This is a genomic window from Kribbella rubisoli (assembly GCF_004217145.1).
Classification (GTDB): domain Bacteria; phylum Actinomycetota; class Actinomycetes; order Propionibacteriales; family Kribbellaceae; genus Kribbella; species Kribbella rubisoli.
Map to the genome: position 1 here is coordinate 973,581 of NZ_SHKR01000013.1, position 24,557 is coordinate 998,137.

The window sequence follows — 24,557 nt, forward strand, 5'->3', positions numbered from 1 at the left end:
AGCACGGCGTTCATTTCACTAGGTCCGCCGACACCGCGAAGGTGTCGCACGCCTTGTTGGCGCCGATGTTGAAGCCGTTCTGGATCCAGAACCCTTGGCTGGCGGCCAGACCGTGCGTCCGCTCGTCCTCCGGCGTGTCCGCGGACTCACCGAAGCTGTTGCTGGACTGCTCCTTGAACTCGTCCAGCCGCTTCGTCAACGGATACGACTTCTCCACGGACTTGCTGAACACACCGCCGAAACAGGAGGCCTGCAACTCGTTCCGCCGCGAGCTCTCCAGCTTCTGGTCCGGGTGGTCCTGCAGGTAGACGGCCCGCGCATAGAACAGTCCGGTGACGCCTTGGACGTGGTGTCCGTACTCGTGGGCGATCGTCATCAGATAGGCGAGGTCCTGCTGCGGTCCGAACGCCTTGTTCATCTGCTTCACATCGACGTACATGACCTGGTTGCCGTAGCAGTAGAACGCCAGTACGCGTCCGGACAGCGGCTGGAAGTTGCCGCACGCCGTCTGGACCGGCTGGTCGAACACGACCAGGCCAGGGTCCGGCTTGTCCTGCCCGAGCTCGTGGAAGACCGGACGCCACGCGTCGTTCAGGCACTTGAAGAGGCGCTGGTAGTAGACCTTCTGCGAGGCCAGGCTGCCGCTGCCGAGGTTCGCTGCCGGGCAGTTCTGCTCCTGGAGCGGACCGGTGCGGTAGACGTCGGCGTTCAGCAGGTAGTCCTCGGCAGACCCCTTCTGCGGGTTCGTGGTCGGGGTCGGCACGATCGACGGACCGGTGACCCCGGGGTCTGCGGTGTCGGTGCCGCCCTTGTTCAGCAAGGCGGCCGCGACGGCGAACGAGACGCCGAGGAAGATCAGCAGGACAAAGCCGAACAGGATGAGCCGCAGCGGGCCGCCGCGCTTCCGCGGTGGCTGGAAGCCGTTGAAGTGGCCTGGAGGTCCGTAGTACGGCTGCGCCCACTGACCGGAGTACTGCTGGCCCGGAGCGCCCTGCATCGGCGGGTACTGACCCTGCTGCGGCGGCCAGGGGGCTGCCTGCGGCGGTGGCAGGATGCCGGGCGGCGGGCCGGGTGGCCGGCCTTGCGGCGGGCCGCCGTACCCGTACGGGCTGCTCACTACTCTGGCCTCCAGGCTGGTCGGTCGAGTTCGCTGCACGAACCGGCACGAGACTACTCTCGACCCATGTCACCGAAGCGCCGCCTCCTCCCGGCTGCCCTGCTGATCTGTCTGACCGCGCCGGTAGCGGGCCTGTTCGTTGCCCTGAGCCCGGTGTCCGCCCAGGCAGCGGGTCAGGCAGACGACCAGATCACGGCGTACACCGCGGATGCGACGCTCACCAAGGACGGTCAGCTCCAGGTCAAGGAGACCGTCGACCTGAACGCCGGCGGTACGACGTTCAGCCGCACGCTGACGACCCGGGTCCGGTCCGACTCCGAGCGCGACCGCACGTACGGCCTGAAGGACGTGTCGGCGACGGTGAACGGCCAGCCCGCTCAGGGCTTCGAGAACCAGAGCACCGACGACGGCCGCAAGCTCACGCTGAACGTGTCCGGTCAGTCGAAGATCGTCTACAGCTACACCGTCGACAACGTGGTCGCCGACACGACCGAGGGCCGCGAGGTGAGCTGGCCGATCGTGCAGGGCTTCGCCGTCTCGGTCCCGACGGCCAACCTGAGCGTCAGCGTGCCGTTCGCGACCTGGGTGACCTGCTTCGCCGGCCGGACCGGTTCGAGCATGCCGTGTACGTCGTCCCAGCTGGGCGAGTCCGCCGACCTGCAGATCCAGCAGAACGGCGTACCGGCGGGTGGTCGGCTGACCTTCCTCACCGGGCTGAGCGATCAGGCGACGGTGCAGGCGAACGCGCAGTACTCGACCCGCTGGTCGCTCGGTCGCGCGTTCACCGTGGACTCGAGCACGATCGGCCTGGCCGTGATCGTGTTCGGCATCGGACTGCTCGGTGCGGTCGGCCTGTGGTTCTTCCGCGGCCGCGACGCCGCGAAGGTCGGTGAGGGCGCGCCGGAGCGTCCGGTGCTGGACGGCGCCGACGGACCGCAGTTCGCTGCGCCGGACGGCATCCGCCCCGGCCAGGTCGGCACGGTGGTGGACGAGACGGCCGACGTCGTCGACATCACCGCCACGCTGCTGGACCTTGCCGTGCGCAACTACCTGACGATCGTCGAGCAGCCGCGCGAGTCGCACTTCGGCAAGCTGGACTGGGAGCTGCAGCGGCTGCACCCGGGCGGACCGGAGCTCCTGCCGTACGAGAAGGCCTTGCTGGACGCGGTGTTCGCGGACGGCGACTCGGTGCTGGTGTCCACACTCGGCCCGTCGCTGCGGCCGCGGCTCAACCTCGTCCGCGAGCAGCTGTACGCCGACGTGGTGACGCAGGGCTGGTTCAACAACCGCCCGGACGCCGTGCGGAACCGGTGGACCACCGCGGGCGTGGTGCTGCTCGGTGCGGGCGTCGTACTGACGATCGTGCTCGCGATCGTCACCAAGTTCGGTCTGGTCGGCTTCGCGGTCATGGCGGCCGGTCTGGTGCTCGCACTCGTCGGCCAGGCTGCACCGGCCCGCACCGCGCGCGGCGCCGCCGTGCTGGGCCGGGTCGCCGGTCTGCAGCACTACCTGGCCAACGAGTCCTCGTCGACTCTGCCGCAGAGCCACCGGCTCGAGTTCGCGTCCCGCTGCCTGCCGTACGCCGCTGTGCTCGGGCTGACCGAGAAGTGGGCGCTGGAGATCGCGGCCACCGATGACGACGACGACCCCGACGCCGGCATCGGCTGGTACTCCGGACCGGAGAACTGGCATCTGTCGGACATCGGGGAGTCGCTCAGCAACTTCGTGACCGCGTTCGGCGGCTCGCTGACCACCGCCCGTCGGCTCTTCGGCTGACGGGCGGCGGCTGCGCTGTTGCGGGCTAGTTGACCCGGACGTCTGCTGCGGTGAACGTGTTGCAGGCGTCCGGCTTCTTGCCGTTGAAGCCGGTGATCGACCACTGGTAGTTGCTCACCCGGTTGCCGTGGTCGTGCACGCGCGGCCGGGCGTAGTCGTCACCGGAGTGGGAGATCAGGAACTTCCAGTTGGCGAGCAGCGGGCCGTTCATCGGGGTGAACGCCGCGTTCGCACCGAGGTAGACGGCACCGAGGCAGGTCGCCTGCAGTTCGCGCCGGCGGCTCTCGAGGAGCTTCTGGTTCGGCGTCATCGACTGCTGCCGCGACATCGACGAGGCGAGGATCCCGCTCAGCTTCTGCACGTGGTGCCCGTACTCGTGGGCGAACGTGTTCAGCATGACCGCGCGCGCGTAGACCGGGTTGGTCTTGTAGTACCCGTTGTCGACGGCGAACGGCAGGTAGATCGTCTCGTTCGCCGCGCAGTACGCCGCGCGGACGCTGCGCTGGATGCCACACGGTGACGGCGTCTTGCCGACGTACACGACCGCCTTCGGGTTGCGGAACGGCAGGTTGGCCTTCTTCATCGCCAGCCACCAGGTGCGGTTGAGGCAGGGCAGCAGGCGGTTGTAGTACTGCTGCGCTGCGGCGACCGTGACCGGTGCGAACGGCGGCTCCGCGCACTTGGACGCGGCGACCGGGCCGATCTTGTAGAGCGCGCTGCCCTTCACGACCTCGTCGGCCGTCGGGCCGCGCGGCGCGGTCGGGGTGGGGGACGGGCTCGCGGACGGTGACGACGAGGACTCGGACACGGGTGCCGTCGGGCTGTCCTTGGCCTGCGGGTCATCGCCGCCGCCGACACTGCGGACGAGCAGGGTGATGCCGGAGCCGACCACGAGCACGGCGAGGACGACCAGGCCGATCAGCAGATTGCGCGAGGCCTTCTTCTTCTTGCGACGTCGGCCGCCCGGCGGCTGCGGGATCGGGATCGGCGGGTACTGCCAGGTCGGCGCCTGCTGGACAGGCTGACCCATCGGACCGGTCTGCCCAGGACCGCCCTGCGACGCGGCGTGGCGGGGGCCGGACTGCTGCTGTGGTGGGAGTGCGTTGCTCCAGGGGGAGGAGGGCTCCTGACCCTGGTTTGGTGGGCCCCACAGGTAGGAGCCTTCGGAGTGCGGACCGTTCTGGTCCCGCTGCTGTGGCTGGGACGGCGCCGCCTGCCATGCACTCGAACTGGACTGCCCGGTCGCGGACCAGCCCTGCCCAGCCCCGGACTGACCGGAACCGGCTTCGGAGGACTCGTCCTGCGAGTCGCCGTCGCCCGCAGAATCATCCCGCAACGTCCACGACTGCGCAGACCACTGGGACGGGCCGTCAGGTCCAGGCTGGTTGGGGCCCTGCTGGGTGGGGGCAGACTGCGACCAGAACGAGTCCGACTGCTGGCCGGACGGTGTCGGGTTGGTCTGCCAGGGGTCGACCTGGGGCGGGCCGGACTGCCACTGGCCAGGCTGGTTGGGACCAGGCTGACCGGGCCCCGCTTGGCTCGGTCCCGGCTGGTTCGGGCCTGGCTGGTTGGGAGCCGACTGCGGACCTTGCTGTTGTGGTCCGCGCTGCTGAGGGCCGGACTGGTTCGGGCCTGGCTGGTTCGGGCCTGGTCGGTTCGGGCCGGGCTGGTTGGAGCCTGGGCCGGCAGGACCGGACTGCTGGCGACCGGACTGCTGCGGGCCTGATTGTTGTGGGCCTGATTGTTGTGGGCCGCGCTGCCCCGGACCCGACTGCCCCGGACCCGACTGCCCCGGACCTGACTGCCCCGGACCCGACTGCTGCGGACCGCGCTGACCCGGACCTGCCTGACCCGGAGCCGGCTGGCCTGGGCCTGGTTGGTTTGGGCCGGCGGGTTGGTCGGGGTGTTCGCGGCGGCCGGGGTTCCAGCCGCCTTCGAACCAGTTGTTGGCGGGAGGCTCGGCCTGCGACGGGTTCTGGAACTCACGCTTGGCGTCGGTGTCACCGCTCCACCACGACTGCCCACGCTGATCGTCCCCAGGACCACCCTGCCCCTGTTGAGGACCACGCTGCCCGTCCGCACCCGCAGGACCACGGCCGCGCCGGCTCTCCCCGGGAGCGCCTCGGCCCTGTTCGGGGCCCTGCTGGTCTGCTCCGGGATGGTGGGGGTTCTGCCCGGGACCGTGCTCCGGTGGGCGGTTCGGCTGATCGTCAGCCGGGTCGCTCCCCGGGGGCTGGTTCCAGTTGTCCGACATCGATGCTCCTCACGACCTTGCTGGGTGGGGGTGCCGGATGCCGATTCCCCCGGACATACTTTGCGCGATCCGGACCCACCAGGCTAGCTACCCCGGCCAGTCGTCTCGAACTAGTTCGTCACCTACTTCACCTGCGCCGCCGATGCGGCCCAGGTGTTGCACGCATTCGGGTTGCGCCCGTTCCACCCGCGTAGTGCCCAGTAGTTGTGGATCGGCGGGGCGCCGTGGTCGTTCCCGTTGTCGATCGTGTTGGCGATCAGCCACCGCCACTGGACCAGCGACTGCCCGGTGATCGGGTAGGTCCGCCGGTTCGAGCCGATGAAGATGTCCGAGAAGCATGACGCCTGCAATTCCAGCCGCCGGCTGTCCTGCAGCTCCTGCGTGTACGTCGCCCGCTCGTACCGGATCCGCGCGTACGCCTGCAGGATCCCGGTCTGGTTCTGCACGTGGTGCCCGTACTCGTGGGCGAACTGGTGCAGCATCCACATCCGCGCCCAGACCTTGCTGTACGACTGCGTGTACTTGTTGTAGTTCCCGACGTCCTCGGTCAGGTTCATGTAGATCGTGTCGTTGGTGCCGCAGAAGAACGGCGGCCCGGAGTCGCTGTGGGCCCCGCACGGCGACTGCACGGTGCCGCTGAACGTGACGACGTTCGGGGACCGGAACCGCCCGCCGGCCTTGGTGATCATCGGCGCCCACGCCTTGTTCAGGCAGGCCAGCAGGTTCTTGTAGTTGGCCCGGGCACCGGCCGCCGTGCTCTGCCGGGACTTGGACTCCTTGCAGTTCACCGACCTCATCGCACCGACCTTGTACAGCTTGTTCCGCACTACCAGGTCTGTGTCGCTCGGCCCGGGGTTGGTCGTCGGCGTGCTGGTGGTCGTCGAGCGGGACGTGGTCGGCAGCGGCGCCTGCGTGGTCGGCCGGGTCGTGGTCGGCCTCACGGTGGGCTTGGTGGCCGGCTGCCCGGACGGCTCGGTCGACGGCTCGGTCGTGGGGCTGTACGACGAGGTGGTCGTCGGCTCGGCGTACGACGGGTCGCCGTTGTGCTTCAGGATCGACGAGGCGAGCTTCAGCCCGATCACGCCGATCACCACCACGCCGAGCACCACGAACAGCGCGATCACTCCGCCGCGGCCCTTCTTCGGCGGCCGCGGTCCACCCGGCGGAGCGCCCGCACCCCAGCCGAACTGCGGCTGACCGTGGAACGGCTGGCCCTGGAACGGTTGCCCTTGATAGGGCGGACCAGGCGGACCTTGGTACGGCGGTCCCGGCGGCGGACCAGGCGGTCCCGGCGGTCCTTGAGGCGGGCGGCCAGGCGGTCCGCCGTACCCGGGGGCTTGCTGACCCGGCCCCGGCTGCCACGGCGGTGGCTGCTGTGGCGGGTACTGCTGCCCGGGCGGTGGACCCCATTGGTTGCCTGACACAGCGGTGACGCTACCGGAGCCCAGGCTCAACTTACCCTGGCGGGTGATGCCGACCAGGTGTTGCAACTCGCCGGGTTACGAGCCGCGAAGGCGGCGCGGCTCCAGGCGCCGTGGCTGGTGGTGCTGCCGTGGTCCCGCGGGTACGGCGGCCGGTCACCGCTGTTGTTCACGTCGTACAGCCACATCTGGTACGCGTACCCGGTGATGCCGTAGCTGCCGCGGTTGGAGCCGAGGAACACGTTGCCCAGACAGGAGGCCTGTAGCTCGAGCCGCCTGCTCAGCAGCAGTTGCCCGTCGGTGGTTGCGTCGTACCGGAGCTTCTCGTAGGCCTCGCCGAGCCCTGTCATCCACTGGACCGAGTGCCCGTACTCGTGGGCCACAGTGAAGCTGCCGACCATCCGGCCGAATGTCGGGTTCTGCTTGTAGAACGCGATGACCGACGGCGACTCCATATAAATGGTGTGAGTCGTCGGGCAGTAGAACGCCCGCCCCGGCCCACTTCCGCACGGTGTGTTCACCGAGCCGCCCCAAACGACCAGACCGGGCGAACGGAACCGCCCACCGGCCGCAGCGACCTGTCGCGGCCAGGCGTGATCCAGACAGGCCTTGATCGCCTTGAAGTACGCCGATGCCTGCGCACCGTTACCAGGACCGGTCTTCGCCTGCTTGCAGTTCACCGTCCGCATCGCACCGGTCTTGTAGAGCCGATGCGTCGCGTTGTACGTCGCCGGGTTGATCTGCACCGGCTTCGGCGGTGCGGTGGTTGTCGTCTTCTTAGTAGGCGTCGGCACAGCCGTGGTCGGGCGCACCGACGTAGTCACTGTCGGCGGTGCGGCGACGGTCGGCTCCTCACCACCGCCCTGCGCGAGTTTGACGAGCAGGAACACACCACCGGCAGCAACCACCGCCACCAGGGCAACAATCAGTAGCCCTGCCCCACCTGACTTCTTCCGTGGCGGTTGCGGCGGCAACGGACCCCACCCGAACTGCGGTCCGGGCGGTGGCGGCGCTGCGTAGTACTGCGGTGGCCGGGGAGGAGCCGGGTAACCCTGCGGCGGCGGGACAGATTGCCCGGGAGGCGGTCCCCATTGGTTGCCTGACACCCCGCAGACGCTATCGTGCCCGGTGTCAACCTCCCCTCTTTCTACGGTGTGATTGGGCGATGCGTCTACGTCTCCTCGGGCTCTCCCTGTGTGCCCTCGGCCTGCTCGGCCTGTCGACTGTCCCGGCGGGCGCGGCCGTATCCAGCGCTGCCGCCGACCCGGTGGTGACCAACTACGACAGCCAGGTCCGGGTCGAGCGTGACGGCCTGCTCCGGGTTGCGGAGACCTGGAAGCTCAGCAACGTGAACGGGACCTTCACCCGGTTCATCGTCACCCGGGATCACCTGCCCGACGACATCGACCACGTGCAGGAGATCGGCGACCTGCAGGTCAAGGCCGGTGGCCAGGACAAGAAGGCGGACGTCAAGACCGACGGCGACGTCACGTCGATCGCGGTCCCCGACATCGACAGCGGTACGACTGAGCTCGACTTCTCGTACACGGTCAAGGGCGCGGTGGCGACGGTCCTGGACGGCACCGAGGTGCGGTTCGCGCCGCTGACCGGGATCAGCATCCCGATCCAGCAGGCGAACGTGGTCTACAGCGTCCCTGAGGTTTCGCACGTCTCCTGTTTCGCGGGCCCGATCGACAGCAACATCCCGTGCACGCTGGCGCAGATCGGCGAGACGTCCGGTCCGACCTTCCAGCAGGCCAACCTGCCGCCGGGTAACACGGTCCGGATGGCGGTCGGCTTCCCGAAGGGCCAGATCGCGGCCAACTCGATCGTCGAGTACCGCCACACCTTCAAGCGTGCTTTCTCCACCGACGCGGCCCAGTTGATTACCGCGCTGGCCGTGCTGCTGCTCGGTGCGATCGCGCTGTTCGCCCTGTACCGCCTACGCGGCCGTGACCAGGTCGACCCGCGTCGCGTCGTACCGGCGTCACTGTTCAGCCTCGGGACCGATGCCCGGATCAACTTCTCGCCGCCGTCGGACCTGCGGCCCGGCGAGGTGGGCACGCTGATCGACGAGCGGATCGATCCTGTCGACGTGACCGCGACGATCATCGATCTGGCCGTCCGCGGGCACATCACGATCATCGAGCAGGAGCACAGCACGGAGTACTCGCGTCCGGACTGGGAGCTGCGCCGGGTCTCGAACGCTCCGTCGGAAGAGCTGCAGCGCTACGAGAACGTGCTGATCCGCGCGATCTTCGGCGACGCCGACTCGGTGCTGGTCTCCGAGCTCGGCCGTCAGGTCCGCGCGAACCTCGAGCAGGTGCAGGACGCGCTGTACGACGGCGTGGTCAAGCGCGGCTGGTTCAGCGAGCGCCCGGACCGGACTCGGTCGCTCTGGGCAACGATCGGCATCGCCACCACTGTGATCGGCGTCGTCGCGACCGTCCTGCTGGCACTGCTGTCGACCTGGGGTCTGCTCGGTATCGCGATCACCCTGGTCGGCATCGGACTGCTCGTCGTCGGGCGCTACATGCCGGCCAAGGCTCCGGCTGCCGGCCGCGTCCTCGGCCAGGTCGCTGCGATCCGCGGCGAGCTGCTGGAGATGGACGTCAGCGAACTGCCGACCGACCAGCACGCCGAGCTCTGCTCACGCGCCCTGCCGTACGCCGTCGTACTGGGCGGCTCGGAGCGCTGGATCGACGCACTGGTTGCCACCGACACCACCCCGGACCAAGAGGACGAGGGCTTCACCTGGTACCGCGGTCCGCGCGGCTGGCACCTGCAGTACCTGCCGGACTCGCTCCGCAACCTCACCACGAACCTGACGGGCGCACTGTTCGCCCGTTAGGCCCTACAGGAACATAAGAACAGAGCCCGCCACGCCGCCCCGGCGTGGCGGGCTCTGTCGTTCTGGGGGTCGCCTACCAGTTGTGCTGCGGCCCCGATATCACCGGAAGCGGCACACCCTCCGGATGGATGACGTAGACCAACCCACCCGAGTGCGGCACCCAGGCGTTCTCGAAGGCGGCCCGGTCGTACGTCGTCCGCACCTGGTCGTCGCTCGCGATCAGATGCGAGGCAGGGTCGTTCACCACGACGTTGCCGGCGGCATCGAATCCGACGATCACCATCAGGTGCCCGTTGGTCCCGTACCCGGCACCGGGCAGATCGCCCTTCTTGAACGACAGCGAGGCCACCAGCGGGATCCCCGCCTTGATGAACTGTTCCGCCTCGGTCAGCGACCGCAGCCGGGTGATGAACCCGTCCACGCCGCGACTCCCGGCGTACGCCGTGTTGAACGGCCAGTTGCCGGCACCGTCGTAGGAGTAGTCGAAGACGGACCGGGCCGAGTTGTCTACCTGCGGATCCGGATCGGACGGATCGACCCAGGCGGTCTCGGCCGCGGTCGGACCGGCGCCCCAGTAGTCCAGCACCATCGCGGTCGACGTCGCCGAGCACCAGGCCTCACCGCCGCCGTCCCACTGCGGATAGTGGCCGATGTGCGTCTCCTGTGAGTACGTCGGTACGTCGAGCACCATGCCCTCCGCGCCGCCGAGGGGGCTCACGGCAACGGTCTTGTCCGACGGCAGCCGGGATGCCATCGCTCCGACGGAGCGGACCACGGGCGACTGCGTCGTACCGCTGAGCCGGTACAGCGTGACCTTGAGCTGCCAGCGGTCCAGCCATTTGCCGGACGCGGCCTGGAAGGTGTCGACGGCAACGGATCCGTTCGCGTCGCCCTGGCTGGGCACCGAGGTGCGGTGGATGTCGCCGGCCGCGGTGTCGTCGCCACCTGACCAGCGGCCCAGCACGTACCACTTGGTGGCGGCGCCGAGGTTCGTCGTACCGGCCATCGACACTTCGACCCAGGTCCCGGGCGGGGTGGTCGCGTTCCAGGAGGCGACCAGTTCGGTCAGCCCGAAGCCGGTGCTGACGTGCGGCGAGATCCAGCTGGTCTGGTCGTAGTTCTTGGCGGTGCCGTCGCCGAACGGATCGACGTACGACGTGGTGCCGGTCGACGTGCCGAAGGTGAGGGCGCCGTCGGTGACGGTGGTGCCGAACCGGTCGCCGGCCAGGAAGTCGGTGGTCGACGTCCAGGTGCGGTAGGCGATCTCCCGGGCCGGGGCGACCTTGACGGCTTCGCTCGGCAGAGCGCCGGCGCTGAGCACAACCGCCCCGACGATCAGGGCGGTGACGGAACGGGCGCTGGTCATGGGGCCTCCCGGCCTGGACTGAGGAGCGGAGGGAGCGAAGCGACCGGAGCGACGAGGGAAGGACGGGAGTCACAGCCCCATGACCCGCCGCGACGGAGTCGTGGCATCAGCACAGTCATATTCCGACGGTAGACCTGGACGGCACTCGCTGCCATGTGACAGCGCGCCGCGGCCAAAAACTTACGAACGCTTGTCCCATTCGTCCTTGAGCATGGCGAAGACCAGTTCGTCGGTCCATTCGCCCTTGAGGTATTCGTTCTGCACGAAATGCGCCTCCTGGCGCAGGCCGAGGCGCTTCAGCAGGTTCGCCGAGGCGTCGTTGCGGGCGTCCAGGCGGGCGATGATCCGGTGCATGCCGAACTCGTCGAACCCGACGCGGAGCAGTTCGGCCGCCGCCTCGGTGGCGTACCCGTGACCGGCCGACTCCGGGTGGAAGACGTACCCGAGCTCGCCGGTGTGGTGCTCGACGCTGTACACGAACAGCGTGACCTCACCGAGGTGCCGGCCGGTGTCCCGGAGGATGACCGCGGCGGTGAGCGCTTGGCCGTCGCGGTCCATCGCAACGTCGGCCATCCGGCCGGCGAGTGCCTCCTTGACCTGCTCGGGCGTCCGTACGTCGTGCAGCAGGTAGCGGGCGACGTCCGGGTCCGACTGCAGTTTCAGCAGGTCGTCGTAGTCGGTCTCGGTGTAGCGGCGCAGTGTCAGGCGGTCAGTCTCGATCGGCAGCGGGTTGCTCACCGGTCGAGACTATGCGACCACCGCAACAGCTTTACTAGCCGTTCGCGAGCGCCTGCAACCGGGACATGTCGCCGTTGAAGCGGTCCTGGTCGATCGGCGTCGAGCTGTACTGCCAGATGGTGTGGAAGGGCCAGCCGCCGGGCAGCGTCCCCGGCGAGGAGGCGTACTTCGCCACCCACAGCGGGTTGGTGGAGTTGAATGCGGTGCTGTTACCGGTGCAGCGGGTCCACCAGTCCAGGTTGGTGTAGATCGGCACGTCCCGGCCGGTGCGGGCCTTGTAGGTGTTCGCGAAGTCCCGGATCCAGGCGACCATGGAGGCCGCGCTCAGTCCGTAGCAGGTGGCGCCGTACGGGTTGTACTCGATGTCGAGTGCACCCGGCAGCGTCTTCCCGTCCTTGGACCAGCCGCCGCCGTGGGCCAGGAAGTACGTGGCCTGGTTGGCACCGCTGGAGTCGTTCGGAGTGGCGAAGTGGTACGCGCCGCGGATCATGCCGACGTTGTAGGAACCGTTGTACTGCTGGGCGAAGTACGGGTTCGTGTAGTAGTTGCCTTCGGTCGCCTTCGTGTAGGCGAAACGCTTGCCTGCGTTCCATTGCGCGGTCCAGTCGACATTGCCCTGGTGGCTGGACACGTCGATTCCTTCGACAGTTGCGTCGGGCGCCATGACCGCGGGAGCCGCGGTGCTGGTCATGGTGTTGTTCTGCACCCAGCCCATGTAGGCGTCGCCGGCTTTCTCGATGCCGTGCTGACGCGCCCGGGCGGTGGGCTGATGCGACGACGTGCTGCCATCGCTGTCGATGGTGCTTGCTTGGGCGGAGCCGATCGAGGCCATCAACAGGCCAAGAGTCACGGCGGCACCCGTGAAAAGGGCGGACTTCACGGTTTCCTCCAGAGCGATGAGGGGCGGACAGAGCGCTCGGAACTCATTCTTACCCGGCTCCGGAAAGAATCAACCTTTGAAGCTGTGGTGCAGGTGATTATTTACCTACGTAACCTCCCGTTACCCTTGACCGGTGACACTTCGTTTGTACGACACCGCGACGGCAGCAGTGCGAGATTTCGAGCCGGTCCACCCGGGCAAGGTCGGGATCTACCACTGTGGGCTGACGGTGCAGGGTGCCCCGCATGTCGGGCACATCTACAAGGAAGTCGTCTTCGACGTACTGCGTCGCTGGTTCGAGCGTTCCGGCTACGAGGTCACCGTGATCGCGAACGTGACCGACATCGAGGACAAGATCCTCGCCAAGTCGGCCGATCGCGGCGTGCCGTGGTGGGCGCACGCCTACGAGTTCGAGCGCGAGCTGCACTGGGCGTACGACGTCCTCGGCTGCCGCCCGCCGACGTACGAGCCGCGCGCCACCGGGCACATCCCGGAGATGATCGAGCTGATCGAGCAGCTGATCGCGGACGGGCACGCATACGTCGCGCCGGACGGATCCGGCGACGTCTACTTCGACGTGAAGTCCTGGCCGACGTACGGCGCACTGTCGCACCAGCGGATCGACGACATGGAAGCGGCCGAGGACGCCGACCCGCGCGGCAAGCGGGACCCGCGCGACTTCGCGCTCTGGAAGGGCTGGACCGAGGCCACGCCGCGGACCGCCTCCTGGCCGGCCCCGTGGGGACGCGGTCGCCCGGGCTGGCACATCGAGTGCTCGGCGATGGCAGGCAAGTACCTCGGCGAGGAGTTCGACATCCACGGCGGCGGGCTCGACCTGCGCTTCCCGCACCACGAGAACGAGCTGGCCCAGTCGACCGCGGTCGGGCAGAAGTTCGCCCGGTTCTGGATGCACAACGCGCTCGTCACCACGGCCGGCGAGAAGATGTCGAAGTCGATGGGCAACAGCGCCGTCGTGCGGAACGTGGTCGAGCGGGTCCGCCCGATCGAGCTGCGCTACTACCTCGTGCAGTCGCACTACCGGTCGGTGGTGGAGTTCTCGTTCGAGGCGCTCGACGAGGCCGCGAAGAGCTTCCAGCGGATCGACGGTTTCATCACCCGGGCCGTCGAGGTGACCGGTGGGGTCGAGCCGGCGGCCGAGCTGCCCGCGGAGTTCGAGACCGCGATGGACGACGACCTGGGTACGCCGGCCGCGATCGCCGTACTGCACAACACCGTCAGGGACGGCAACAAGCTGGTCGCCGACGGGGACTCGGCGCTGCTGCGGGAGACGCTGGCGTCGGTGCGCGGGATGCTCGGAGTGCTCGGGCTGGACCCGCTGGCCGAGCCGTGGGTGTCGCGCACAGGTGGCAGCGACGAGCTCACGGAGGTCGTCGACGGGCTGGTGAAGGCGCTGCTCGAGCAGCGCCAGTCCGCCCGGGAACGTAAGGACTTTGCCGCCGCGGACGCCGTCCGCGACCGGCTGAAGGCGCTCGGCGTCGTCGTCGAGGACACCCCGCAGGGCCCACGATGGGTGCTTGCATCAACAGACGAAGGAAGCTGAAGTGCCAGGCAGTAGTCAGCGCAAGGGCGCCATCCGGAAGAAGCCGCGAGGCAACGCGACGGCGGGCTCCGGTGGGCGGGTTCGCCGCGGTCTCGAGGGCAAGGGCCCGACGCCGAAGGCGGTGGACCGGGTCAAGCACCCCGCGCACAAGCGGGCGAAGGCGGCCGAGCGCGCCAAGGAGCGGGAGCGCGCGCCCCGGCGCCAGCCGCGCAAGGACGGCGACGCGACCGTCGAGTGGGTGTACGGGCGCAACCCGGTCGTCGAGGCGCTGCGGGCCGGCGTACCGGCGGCTGCTCTGCACGTTGCCGAGGGCACGGAGCGCGACGCACGCCTGCGCGAGGCGCTGCTGGTCGCGGTCGAGACCGGTGTCTCGGTGCTCGAGGTGCCGCGGACGGAGCTCGACCGGGTCACCTCGGGCGGTTCGCACCAGGGCGTCGCCCTGCAGATCCCGCCGTACGAGTATGCGCACCCCGACGACCTGGTGACCCGGGCGCACGACTTGGGCCAGGTGCCGCTGATCGTCGCGCTCGACGGTGTGACGGACCCGCGCAACCTCGGCGCGATCACCCGTTCGGCGGCCGCGTTCGGCGCCCACGGTGTCGTCGTACCGGAGCGTCGTACGGCGTCGATGTCCGCATCGGCCTGGAAGACCTCCGCCGGCGCCGCGGCCCGCATCCCCGTCGCCCGGGCCGGCAACCTCAACCGGGCCCTCAAGTCCTACAAGGACGCCGGCCTGCTGATCATCGGCCTGGACATGGACGGCGCCGTCGAGCTCCCGGAGTTCGAGGCTGCCACCGAGCCCGTGGTCCTGGTCATCGGCTCCGAAGGCAAGGGCCTGGCCCGCCTGGTCCGCGAGAACTGCGACCTCATCGTCTCGATCCCGATGACCAGCGCCACCGAGTCACTGAACGCCGGTATCGCCGCCGGCGTCACCCTGTACGAGATCTCCCGCCGCCGCGCGGGCTGAACATAAGTGTGGGGCCGGGAGAGCTTCCCGGCCCCACACTCATGTCTGGATCAGTAGACGCTCACGCCGTAGCGGGACAGCGCTTCGGTGACCGGCTGGAAGTAGGTCGTGCCGCCGGAGGAGCAGTTGCCGGAGCCGCCGGAGGTGAGACCGAGGGCTACCGAGCCGGCGAACAGCGCGCCGCCGGAGTCGCCGCCCTCTGCGCAGACGTTGGTGCGGATCAGGCCGGTGACGGTGCCCTCGGCGTAGTTCACCGTGGCGTTCGTGGCCTGGACCGTGCCGCTGTGCACACCGGTGGTGCTACCGCTGCGCTTGACCGCCTGGCCGACGGATGCGTTGCCGGCGGACGTGATGTCCTGCGAGGTGCCGTTGTACAGATCCACCGTGCCGGGGTGGTTCGTGTACGACGTGCTGTACTTGACGATCGCGTAGTCGTTACCCGGGAAGCTCGATCCGTACGTCGTCCCGAGCAGGGTGGTCTTGCTGGAGTTCGAGTACCAGCTCGACGCGATGTTGCCGCAGTGACCCGCGGTCAGGAAGTAGTACGTGCTGCCGCTGCGCACGTTGAAGCCGAGCGAGCAGCGGTACTGCCCGCCGTAGATGGCGTCGCCGCCGGCGATGTACTTCGTCAGCTTGCCGGACATCTTCTCCAGCGTGACCCGGCTGCCGAACTGCTTGGTCACACCGGTCAGCTTCGACAGCTTCGCGCCGGTGACCGTGTCGTCGTACGACACGATGATCCGGCCGTTCGGGTCGGTCTGCCACGCCGTACCCGGGATCGTCGCGTCCTTGCTCAACGTCGACGTGATCGCGGATGCGGACAGGGTGGCGGGGTTGACCGGCGCGGCCGAGGCCTGCGACGCCAGAAGTCCGGCGGCAGCAAGCCCGGCCACGGCCAGGACAGCGGTGGTACGGCGGAATGGGGACATGTTCACGGTTTCAGCCTCCTCACGATGAGGACGCCTTCGGGGCGGGGCGTCCTTGACTTCAACCGTGTCCAGTCCTACCCCGTATCTCCCTGAGTATTCAAGAGGTGGCGGAGAGTAGGGGAAACCCGCACTCAGTAGATGGAGACGCCGTACACGTTGAGGGCCTCGACCACCGGCTGGAAGTAAGTCACCCCACCCGTCTTGCAGTCACCGGAACCACCCGACGTCAGGCCGAACGCCCACTGCCGGTAGAACAGCGGACCGCCGGAGTCGCCCGGCTCGGCGCACACGCTGGTGCGGATCAGGCCGGCTACGCGTCCGTCGCCGTAGTTCACGGTCGCGTTCAGTCCGGTCACCCGGCCGCTGTGCAGGCCGCTGGTGGCGCCGGAGCGGTACACCAGCTGGTTGAGGCCCGGGTTCATCGCGGTGGTGATGTCCTGCGAGTGCCCGTTGTACAGGTACACGCTGCCGCCCGGGGGCTTCATCTTGATGTCGGTGCGGTAGACGACCAGGGAGTAGTCGTTCCACGGGTAGCTGGCGTTGACCACTGCGCCCGTGTACACAGCGTGGTTCTGGTCCTGGTACCAGCGGGCCGCGGCGACACCGCAGTGACCGGCAGTGAGGAAGTAGTACTTGCCGCGCCGCTGAACGTTGAAGCCGACGGAGCATTTGTACTCGCCGCCGAACGTCGCCATACCGCCGCTGATGTACTTCTGCAGCTTGCCGGGCAGCTTCTCCATCGTGATGTTCGAGGCGAGCTGCTTGGTCAGTCCGGTCAGCTTGGTCAGCTTGGTGCCGGTGACCGTGGAGTCGTACGACACCACGACGGTGCCGTCCGGCTTGGTCATCCACGCCGTACCAGGGGTGTTGATCTGGTCGTTCAGCGTCTCGGTGATTGCTTTGGCGGACAGTCGTGGCGGCTTCACCGGGTCCGCCTTGGCCGGTACGGCGGCGGCCAAGGCGAGCGCGGCGGCCGCCATCACGGCCGCAGTACGTCGCAGGGTTTTCATAGTCATCAGCCTTCCGGGGCGTACGGCTCTGATGCGCAAGATGGCAGCAAGAGGACGATCCCCAACCTTAGAGGTGCAAGGGTGCGCCTCCCGAGGCACACCCAGTGGTTCAGTCCAGGCGCAGGGAGTGCAGGACGAACGAGGCGAGTTCGCGGTACGCCTCGGCGTCGTTGAGGCCGGTACGCCGGGCGATGTCGCCGCGCTGGATGGCCTGCATGGTGTGCGCGATCATCTCGGCCGCGAACGCGATGTCGACCTGCCGGAACATCTTGTTGTTGATCCCGTCCTCGATCAACGCCCGGACCCGCTCGGCCGCGATCCGGGTGTTCCGCTCGTACACCGATCGGGCCGGCGCGAACGTCGCCACGTCGTCCAGGAAGGTCCGGCTGGCCGGCCGCAGCGCATCCGCGACAGCGTTCAGGTACGCCGCGATCCGGCGGTCGTGCCGGGTCTGCCGCGCGACCGCGGACTCCACCTGCGCAGTGGCATTCTTGAAGTAGTGCTTGACCACCTCGACGGCGAGCTGCTCCTTGCTCGGCGCCAGCGCGTAGAGGGTCGTCTTGCTGCAGCGCAGCTCGGCGGCCAGGTCGTCCAGGGTGAAGCGGCTGAACCCCTGCTCGAGGAACAGGGACAGGAGCCGGTCGAGGAGCTCGGACTGTCGGCGGGTCCGCCGCCCCGGAACGACTGTTGTCATATTGAGACAGCATAGAACGATACGGAACTATGTGCTTCAGTATCGTTCCTAGTATCATTTTGGCAGCTGTTGAAGAGGGGGTTCCTGATGCCTGTCGACCGACTCCTGCCGACCGACGAATCCATCGACCTGCTCGCCCTGGTCCGGGACCTGTGTGAGCACGAGCTCGCGCCGTACGCCGCCGGCGCCGAGGAGAGCGAGACCTTCCCGAGGGACGCGTTCCGCACCCTCGGCAAGGCCGGCCTGCTCGGCCTGCCGTATCCGGAGCAGTTCGGCGGCGCCGAGCAGCCGTACGAGGTGTACCTGCAGATGCTCGAGGAGATCGCGTCCGCCTGGATGTCGGTCGGCGTCGGCGTCTCCGTGCACACGATGACGTCGTACGGACTGGCGACGTTCGGGACCGACGAGCAGAAGGCCCGGCTGCTGCCTGACATGGTCGGTGGCGAGATGTTGGGGGCCTACGCGTTGTCCGAGCCGCAGGCCGGCTCCGACATCAGCTCGCTCACGACTCGAGCCGTCCGGGACGGCGACTCGTACGTCCTGAACGGGACGAAGGCGTGGATCAGCCACGGCTCGCACGCGGACTTCTACACGACGTTCGCCCGGACCTCGGAGGACCCGAAGCACGGGATCTCCGCGTTCCACGTGCCGGGTTCGGCCGAGGGGCTGAGCTTCGGAGCGCCGGAGCGGAAGATGGGCCTGACCGGCTCGACCACGACGCTGGTCAACTACGACAACGTCCGGATTCCGGCTGCCAACCTGATCGGCGCGGAGGGTGACGGCATGCGGATCGCGTTGTCCGCGCTCGACTCCGGCCGGCTCGGGATTGCCGCCTGTGCGATCGGTCTGGCGCAGGCGGCGCTCGACGTCGCCGCGTCGTACGCGAAGGAGCGTCAGCAGTTCGGGCACGCGATCGCGGACTTCCAGGGGATGCAGTTCCTGCTCGCCGACATGGCGGCCGCGGTCGAGTCCGGGCGGGCGACGTACCTGCATGCCGCGCGCCGGCGTGATCTCGGGCGGACGTTCACCCGCGATGCGGCGATCGCCAAGCTGGTCTGCACGGACGCGGCGATGAAGGTCACCACCGACGCGGTGCAGGTGCTCGGTGGGTACGGTTACACCCGGGAGTTCCCCGCCGAGCGGTACATGCGCGAGGCCAAGGTGACCCAGATCTTCGAAGGCACCAACCAGATCCAGCGACTGGTCATCAGCCGCGAAGTACTCAGGAGCGTGTAGATGAAGTTCAGCCCGTCCGACGTCGTGCTGGTCACCGGTGGTGGTTCCGGGCTCGGAGAGGCGACGGTACGACGGCTTGCCGCCGACGGACTGGGCGTGGTGATCGTCGACCTCCCGTCGTCCCCGGGCAAGACGGTCGCGGACGAGCTGGGCGACCGGGTCGTGTTCGCGCCGACCGACGTCACCGACGAGGCCGGCGTCACGGCCGCACTCGACGCGGCGGCCGGGCTGGGTGAGCTGCGGGTGGTCGTGAACTGTGCCGGTATCGCAACGCCGGGGCGGGTCGTCGGCCGCAAGGGTCCGTTGCCGCTGGCAACGTTCCGGCAGGTGATCGAGGTGAACCTGATCGGCACGTTCAACGTCCTCCGGCTGGCGGCCGAGCGGATGATGGAGCTGCCGGCGGGCGAGGACGGTGATCGCGGCGTCGTGGTGATGACCGCGTCGATCGCGGCGTACGACGGTCAGGTCGGGCAGGCGGCGTACGCGTCGAGCAAGGGCGGGATCGTCGCGCTCACGCTGACCGCGGCGAGAGACCTTGCGGACAAGGGGATCCGGGTCGTCACGATCGCGCCCGGCACGATGGAGACGCCGATGCTCGCCGGGCTTCCGGAGGAGACGCGGACCGTGCTCGAGCAGCAGGTCCCGCACCCGTCGCGGCTCGGCAAGCCGTCGGAGTACGCCGCGCTGGTCCGGCACATCCTCGACAACCAACTGCTGAACGGCGAGGTCATCCGCCTCGACGGCGCGCTGCGGATGCCGCCGCGCTGATGCGCGTTCGCGCGTTGCTGCTGCGGGCGGGTTCGCCGTTCGCGCAGCTGTGGTTCCGCATCCGCAAACCCACGACCTTCGGCGTGAAAGCCCTGCTGCGACAGGCAGACGGCCACTTCCTCGTCGTCCGCCACTCGTACGCCGACACCCGCCGCTGGTCGCTTCCCGGCGGCGGCTACAAACCCACCCGCGAAACCCCCGCGGAGGCAGCTGCCCGCGAGATCCACGAGGAACTCGGCATCGCGCTGCCTGCCGAAGCCTTCACCGTCCTCGACACCACGGTCACGACGCTGGAGGGCAAGCACGACACCTTGACGACCCTCGCAGCCACGGCGGCCGAAGGCACGCTCCGGCTCTCGCCGGAGATCGCCGAGGCCCGCTGGGTCGGCGATCTCGCCGAACTCGGCGAGGCCCCCGTCTCGCAGTGGTTGGTCAGGGCGTTGGCGTCGATCTGAACCAGCGCGCTCCGTGCGCCGGCACGCTGCACTCCAAGCGTCCGTCCGTGCGGTGCGCCGATCCGTCCCACAGGTCGCGTGCCGGACCAGGCCCGGCGAGCGAGTCGAGCGGCACGGACACCTGGCGGACGCTGGAGCCCGTCCAGAAGATCGCCGCATAGGAACAAGCGGCGCCGCGGGCTGTCCAGACGATGAGTTCGCCGTCGTCGACGGGCTCGCGGACGATCTCGCGGCCGTCGTACGACGTGTTGAGGACCTCGGCGAGGGCCGGGTTCGTCAGCAGGGCAAGGGTTTCGGGGGAGGAGGTCGGCAGGTCGCCGCCCATCATCAACGGCGAACGCGCCATCACCCATAACGTGAGCAACGTCTTCTGCTCGTCCAGGGTGAGCCTGCTCGAGCGGTCCTCGCCGCGTTCGGCGCGGATGCCGATGTGGCCGAGCGGCAGCATGTCCGCGTCCGCCCATCCGCCGGTCTGCTGGAACGGCGCCCACCGCGCCAGCCGCGCGAACTGCGCGTACAAGTCCTCCCACCGGTCCCACAGGTCGTCCGAGATCCGCCACAGCTGCGCATTGGCCCGCAGCTGGTCGACGTGATGCGTCGACAGTTGGGTTCCCGGCGACAACGACAGCACGATCTCGCGCCCGGTCCGCTCGATCGCTCGTGCGTACGCCGCGATCTCGCGATCGTGGTACGGCGCCAGCATGTCGTCCGCCTTCACGAAGTCCACACCCCACGCGGCGAACTGCGCCAGCTGAGCGTCGTAGTACGCCTGCGCGCCGGGATGGTCGTGGTTCAGCCCGAGGTTGTCCGGGTTCCACGCACAGACGTGGTCGGGGTCCGCGATCTCCCGCGCCGTCCACTCGGTCCCGAACACCGGCAGGTCGAGCTCGACCGCCCGCCGCGGAATCCCGCGCATGATGTGCAGCCCGAACTTCAGCCCGAGCTCGTGCACCTTCGTGGCCAGCGGTTCGAAGCCGGCGCCGCCGGCGGCCGAGGGGAACCGGAGCGGGGCCGGCAGTTGGCGGCCGTAGTCGTCGAGGACGATCGGCGCGTTCTCGTTGTAGCCGTGCGATCGCGCCGTCGGGTCGTACCACGCGATGTCCACGACCACGGTGTCCCACCCGAACGGCAGCAGCCGATCGTGCATGACCTGTGCGTTCGCGAGGACTTCGTCTTCGGTGACTGTGGTGCCGAAGCAGTCCCAGCTGTTCCACCCCATCGGTGGGGTCCGCGCGGCTACCACTCGGCGAAGGAGCCGTCGTCGTGGCGGAGGATCGGTGAGCGCCAGCGGTGTGGGTTGGCCGCGGCCGCGCGGACTACCTCCTCGTTGACCTCGATCCCAAGCCCAGGACCGGTCGGGCGCTCCACATGCCCGTCGGTGAAGCTGAACACCCGGGGATCCACCAAGTAGTCGAGCAGCTCATTGCCGCTGCCGTACTCGATTCCCAGGCTCTGTTCCTGGATCAGGAAGTTCGGGATGGCGAAGTCGATCTGCAGGCTCGCCGCCAGCGTGATCGGCCCGAGCGGACAGTGCGGTGCCACGCTCACGTCGTACGCCTCGGCCATCGCCGCGATCCGCCGTACTTCGGAGATCCCGCCGGCATGCGAGATGTCCGGTTGTGCGACCGCGATCCCGGTCGTCAGCACATCCCGGAAGTCCCAGCGGGAGAAGAGCCGCTCACCGGTCGCGATCGGAATACTCGTCGACTCGACGACTCGGTGCAGGTCGCGGGCGAACTCCGGAAGCACGGGCTCCTCGATGAACATCGGCAGCAACGGCTCGAGCAACGGCAGCACCTGGCGGGTGGCCGCCGTACTGAAGCGGCCGTGGAAGTCGAGGGCGATGTCGACACCGTCACCCAGTGCGTCGCGCAGCGCCTCGACTCTGCTGACCGCGGCGCGGAGCTGTGCGGCCGACGGGATCGGCGGCAGTGCCTCGGAGAGATTGAGCTTGAGCGCGGTGAATCCCTTGGCCACCCTGGCGTGTGCCTCGTCGACGAGCTGGGCGTTGTCGCGGCCGTGTACCCAGGTGTACATCCGGACCTTGTCCCGCACCGGACCACCGAGCAGCTCGTGCACCGGGACGTCGTGGAATCGTCCCTTGATGTCCCACAAGGCCTGGTCGATTCCCGCCAGCGCACTCGAGAGCACCGGCCCGCCACGGTAGAAGCCGCCCTTGGCCATGACCTGCCAGTGTTCCTCGATCCGCAGTGGATCGGTGCCGACGAGCTGCTCCATCAGCGCTGTCACGGCGCCTTGGACCGCCTCGGCCCGGCCCTCGACGATCGGCTCGCCCCAGCCGCTGATGCCTTCGTCGGTGTCGATGCGCAGGAACTGCCAGCGCGGCGCCACCAGAAACGTCTCGTACCCGACGATTTTCACACTGCCTCATTCGGTCGAAGGTCCGTGCCGGCCAGGAGCGCGGCGACAAGCTGATCGGTCTGCCGGAGCACCAGGGCGGCAGCGCCGGACGCCCCGGCTCGCACGCCGAGATCGAGTTGCGCGGCGACCACTTCGGCGTCGCGGGTCAGCGCCATCGCGGAGCGGCGGAGCGTGGCCCGGATCGGCTCCAGGATGAGATCGCCGGTCCGGGCGAGCTCGCCGCCGATGATGATCAGGCCGGGGTTGAGCAGGTTGCAGATGTTCGCGAGCACCCGTCCGGTCACCTCACCGGCCGCGCGCAACGCGCGCACGGTGTCCGGGTCGCCGGCCTGCGCCGATGCGAGGAGTTGGTCGATGTCGTCCAGGTGCAGGGTGTCGAGCACGGCGTTCAGCGACGCGTATTGCACCAGGCAGCCGCGGTTCCCGCACGGGCACTGCGCGCCGGCCGGGTCAGCCGAGATGTGACCGGCCTCGCCGCCACCGCCGCGCGAGCCGCCGTGATGAAGGTTGCCGTCGACAAGCAACCCGGCGCCGATCCCTGTCGACAACCCGAGGAACAGCACGTCCCGCTCACCCCGCCCGGCGCCCCAGGTGAACTCGGCGACCGCCTCGAGCCGGGTGTTGTTGTCGACCAGCAGCGGTACGTCGAGAAGGCGCCCGAACTCGGCCGATACGTTCACCCCTGCCCACGCCTGCCCCGGCAACGACGGGCCGACCACGCCCGTCTGCAGATCGAGCGGACCCGGTACGCCGATGGCGACGCCGAGCAGTGCGCTGCGATCAACCCCGGTCTGTGCGAGCAAGGTGTCGAGCAGGCCCACGCCGGCCGTGAGGCGCTCCTGCCAAGGCGTGTCCCGGTCCACGCTGACGCCATCGCTGGCGAGCGTCCTGCCTGCGAGATCGGTGACGTGGCACCAGACGCGTTCGAGGGTGAAGTCGAGACCGGCAGCCGCGCCGGCCGCCGGATTGGCCTGCAGGAACCCACGGGCACGGCCGTCGACCTCGGAGGCGTCGATGCCGGCCCGGGCCACTTGGTCGCCGACCGCCTCGATCACGACGCCGCCGGTGATCAGGTCGGCCACGATCGTCGACACGGTCGTCCGCGACACCCCGCAGATCCGCGCCAGCTCGGCCCGGTGCAGCGCCCCGTGCTCCATCAGGGCGGACAGCATCCGTTCGGAGTTGGTACGCCGCAGCGCGCGCAGTGATCCGGTGTCCTTCGCAGTCACGAGGACGAGTATCGGCGGAACGGCGTACGGACGTCAACAAAACGGACATAGTGCGTTCATACTCTTGACACAAACACGGAAGTGCTCGAACAATTTCGCCCACAGTCCGGGAATCGACCCGGGCCCGGCGACGTGGATCAACGACATGGACGCTGTGGGGAACGCGAGTGCGCCGCTGCTGGTGGTCACCGGCGGGCTGGGGCGGGTGGCGACGGTTTTGCTGCCGTGGCTGCGCACGACCTACCGGCTACGGCTGGTCGATCGAGCACCTGCCGACGGTGTCGTCCGGACCGACATCGGCGACCCCGAGGCGGCGTACCGGGCGCTCGAGGGAGCGGACGCGGTCCTGCATCTGGCCGGAAACGGCAGCCCTTGGCAGACCTGGGACAGCGTGTACGCCGCCAACGTGCGGACCACCCAGATCGTGCTCGAGGCTGCCGCGGCGCACGCCGTACCGAAGCTGGTCCTCGCGAGCTCGCTGCATGTGATGGGCGAGTACAACCGACCGGCGCACTGGCCGGTCGATCCGCGCCTCGATCCGCGACCGTGCTGTCCCTACGGGCTCGGCAAGGTCGTGCTCGAAGCGCTCGGGCGGACGCATGGGGAGCGGATGGGGGCATCGGTCACCTGTCTGCGGCTCGGTCTGACCGGCTGGCCGCTGACCGAGCGGCGCTACCTGGGGCAGTGGCTGTCCGACGACGACGCCGGCCGGCTGGTGCTCGCAGCGCTGCAGAGCAAGGAGCGGTACGGCGCGCATTTCGGGGTGTCGGCGAACACCCGGGACCACTGGGACATCGCCTCGGCCCGGCACGAGCTCGGGTATCGGCCCGAGGACGACAGCGAAGTGTTCGCAGACCGGGCCGGACCCTCCTCCGGCCCGGTCTGCCGACTCTTCGAAACCGAGACTTCAGATTGAGAGGTTG

Annotated in this window: 21 protein-coding genes; 8 read left to right on the top strand and 13 right to left on the bottom strand. The window is 68.7% G+C overall.

The window, feature by feature from the left end:
* Nucleotides 1–10 precede the first annotated feature (10 nt).
* Complete coding sequence (locus EV645_RS24850) at nucleotides 11–1,117, bottom strand: neutral zinc metallopeptidase (RefSeq protein ID WP_242000627.1); 1,107 nt, start codon at nucleotides 1,115–1,117, stop codon at nucleotides 11–13.
* 66 nt (nucleotides 1,118–1,183) lie between these two features.
* Here EV645_RS24850 and EV645_RS24855 point away from each other — a divergent pair, with 66 nt between their 5' ends.
* Nucleotides 1,184–2,893, top strand: a complete 1,710-nt coding sequence (locus tag EV645_RS24855) for a DUF2207 domain-containing protein (RefSeq protein WP_130446338.1) — start codon at nucleotides 1,184–1,186, stop codon at nucleotides 2,891–2,893.
* Nucleotides 2,894–2,918: 25 nt separating this feature from the next.
* Here the strand turns inward: EV645_RS24855 and EV645_RS24860 are convergent, their stop codons facing one another.
* The 3 genes from EV645_RS24860 to EV645_RS24875 all read right to left on the bottom strand — a co-directional run bounded on the left by EV645_RS24860 (nucleotide 2,919) and on the right by EV645_RS24875 (nucleotide 7,482).
* Entirely contained in the window at nucleotides 2,919–4,229 is a 1,311-nt protein-coding gene (locus EV645_RS24860; RefSeq protein WP_130446339.1) for a neutral zinc metallopeptidase, read from the bottom strand.
* A gap of 1,040 nt (nucleotides 4,230–5,269) precedes the next feature.
* On the bottom strand, nucleotides 5,270–6,571 hold the full coding sequence (locus EV645_RS24870) for a neutral zinc metallopeptidase (RefSeq protein WP_242000628.1): 1,302 nt from the start codon (nucleotides 6,569–6,571) through the stop codon (nucleotides 5,270–5,272).
* A 26-nt stretch (nucleotides 6,572–6,597) separates the two neighbouring features.
* Nucleotides 6,598–7,482 carry a neutral zinc metallopeptidase gene (locus tag EV645_RS24875; protein ID WP_130446341.1) on the bottom strand — a complete coding sequence of 295 codons (885 nt, stop codon included), beginning with the start codon at nucleotides 7,480–7,482 and terminating at the stop codon, nucleotides 6,598–6,600.
* Nucleotides 7,483–7,733: 251 nt separating this feature from the next.
* On the opposite strand from EV645_RS24875, the gene EV645_RS24880 reads away from it, so the two are divergent.
* Nucleotides 7,734–9,419, top strand: a complete 1,686-nt coding sequence (locus tag EV645_RS24880; RefSeq protein WP_130446342.1) for a DUF2207 domain-containing protein — start codon at nucleotides 7,734–7,736, stop codon at nucleotides 9,417–9,419.
* Between the two features lie 73 nt (nucleotides 9,420–9,492).
* Here EV645_RS24880 and EV645_RS24885 read toward each other — a convergent pair whose 3' ends face one another.
* The 3 genes from EV645_RS24885 to EV645_RS24895 all read right to left on the bottom strand — a co-directional run bounded on the left by EV645_RS24885 (nucleotide 9,493) and on the right by EV645_RS24895 (nucleotide 12,403).
* Nucleotides 9,493–10,785 (bottom strand): peptidase C39 family protein, encoded by a 1,293-nt coding sequence (locus EV645_RS24885; RefSeq protein WP_130446343.1) that lies wholly within the window; start codon nucleotides 10,783–10,785, stop codon nucleotides 9,493–9,495.
* Nucleotides 10,786–10,965: 180 nt separating this feature from the next.
* The gene (locus EV645_RS24890) at nucleotides 10,966–11,523 is read right to left on the bottom strand and encodes a GNAT family N-acetyltransferase (RefSeq protein ID WP_130446344.1); all 558 of its coding nucleotides are present in this window, start codon (nucleotides 11,521–11,523) and stop codon (nucleotides 10,966–10,968) included.
* A 34-nt stretch (nucleotides 11,524–11,557) separates the two neighbouring features.
* Nucleotides 11,558–12,403: a lysozyme gene (locus EV645_RS24895; RefSeq protein WP_242000629.1), complete on the bottom strand. Its 846-nt coding sequence runs from the start codon at nucleotides 12,401–12,403 to the stop codon at nucleotides 11,558–11,560.
* A 133-nt stretch (nucleotides 12,404–12,536) separates the two neighbouring features.
* On the opposite strand from EV645_RS24895, the gene cysS reads away from it, so the two are divergent.
* On the top strand, nucleotides 12,537–13,964 hold the full coding sequence (gene cysS / locus EV645_RS24900) for a cysteine--tRNA ligase (protein WP_130446345.1): 1,428 nt from the start codon (nucleotides 12,537–12,539) through the stop codon (nucleotides 13,962–13,964).
* A 1-nt stretch (nucleotide 13,965) separates the two neighbouring features.
* Nucleotides 13,966–14,931, top strand: coding sequence for a 23S rRNA (guanosine(2251)-2'-O)-methyltransferase RlmB (gene rlmB, locus EV645_RS24905; protein WP_130446346.1), 966 nt, complete (start codon nucleotides 13,966–13,968; stop codon nucleotides 14,929–14,931).
* 50 nt (nucleotides 14,932–14,981) lie between these two features.
* On the opposite strand, the gene EV645_RS24910 is transcribed toward rlmB, so the two are convergent.
* The 3 genes from EV645_RS24910 to EV645_RS24920 form a co-directional block, all read right to left on the bottom strand.
* Nucleotides 14,982–15,860: a S1 family peptidase gene (locus tag EV645_RS24910; protein WP_130446568.1), complete on the bottom strand. Its 879-nt coding sequence runs from the start codon at nucleotides 15,858–15,860 to the stop codon at nucleotides 14,982–14,984.
* 131 nt (nucleotides 15,861–15,991) lie between these two features.
* Entirely contained in the window at nucleotides 15,992–16,876 is an 885-nt protein-coding gene (locus EV645_RS24915; protein ID WP_130446347.1) for a S1 family peptidase, read from the bottom strand.
* 103 nt (nucleotides 16,877–16,979) lie between these two features.
* Nucleotides 16,980–17,564, bottom strand: coding sequence for a TetR/AcrR family transcriptional regulator (locus EV645_RS24920; protein ID WP_130446348.1), 585 nt, complete (start codon nucleotides 17,562–17,564; stop codon nucleotides 16,980–16,982).
* Between the two features lie 87 nt (nucleotides 17,565–17,651).
* On the opposite strand from EV645_RS24920, the gene EV645_RS24925 reads away from it, so the two are divergent.
* The 3 genes from EV645_RS24925 to EV645_RS24935 are packed head-to-tail and all read left to right on the top strand — an operon-like array spanning nucleotide 17,652 to nucleotide 20,023.
* Nucleotides 17,652–18,800: an acyl-CoA dehydrogenase family protein gene (locus EV645_RS24925; RefSeq protein WP_130446349.1), complete on the top strand. Its 1,149-nt coding sequence runs from the start codon at nucleotides 17,652–17,654 to the stop codon at nucleotides 18,798–18,800.
* Entirely contained in the window at nucleotides 18,801–19,568 is a 768-nt protein-coding gene (locus EV645_RS24930; protein WP_130446350.1) for an SDR family NAD(P)-dependent oxidoreductase, read from the top strand.
* Nucleotides 19,568–20,023: an NUDIX hydrolase gene (locus EV645_RS24935; RefSeq protein WP_130446351.1), complete on the top strand. Its 456-nt coding sequence runs from the start codon at nucleotides 19,568–19,570 to the stop codon at nucleotides 20,021–20,023. Before EV645_RS24930 ends, EV645_RS24935 begins: the two co-directional genes overlap by 1 nt.
* Here the strand turns inward: EV645_RS24935 and EV645_RS24940 are convergent.
* From EV645_RS24940 to EV645_RS24950, 3 genes are read right to left on the bottom strand one after another with little or no spacing between them, the layout of a single operon-like run.
* Nucleotides 20,001–21,242, bottom strand: coding sequence for an alpha-galactosidase (locus EV645_RS24940; protein ID WP_130446352.1), 1,242 nt, complete (start codon nucleotides 21,240–21,242; stop codon nucleotides 20,001–20,003). The two genes, EV645_RS24935 and EV645_RS24940, sit on opposite strands and share 23 nt — an antisense overlap.
* 17 nt (nucleotides 21,243–21,259) lie before the next feature.
* Entirely contained in the window at nucleotides 21,260–22,405 is a 1,146-nt protein-coding gene (gene dgoD, locus EV645_RS24945) for a galactonate dehydratase (protein ID WP_130446353.1), read from the bottom strand.
* The gene (locus EV645_RS24950; protein WP_130446354.1) at nucleotides 22,402–23,634 is read right to left on the bottom strand and encodes an ROK family transcriptional regulator; all 1,233 of its coding nucleotides are present in this window, start codon (nucleotides 23,632–23,634) and stop codon (nucleotides 22,402–22,404) included. The genes dgoD and EV645_RS24950 overlap by 4 nt, the downstream gene beginning before the upstream one ends.
* Nucleotides 23,635–23,779: 145 nt before the next feature.
* On the opposite strand from EV645_RS24950, the gene EV645_RS24955 reads away from it, so the two are divergent.
* Nucleotides 23,780–24,550: an NAD-dependent epimerase/dehydratase family protein gene (locus EV645_RS24955; protein ID WP_130446355.1), complete on the top strand. Its 771-nt coding sequence runs from the start codon at nucleotides 23,780–23,782 to the stop codon at nucleotides 24,548–24,550.
* The last annotated feature ends 7 nt before the right edge of the window (nucleotides 24,551–24,557 follow it).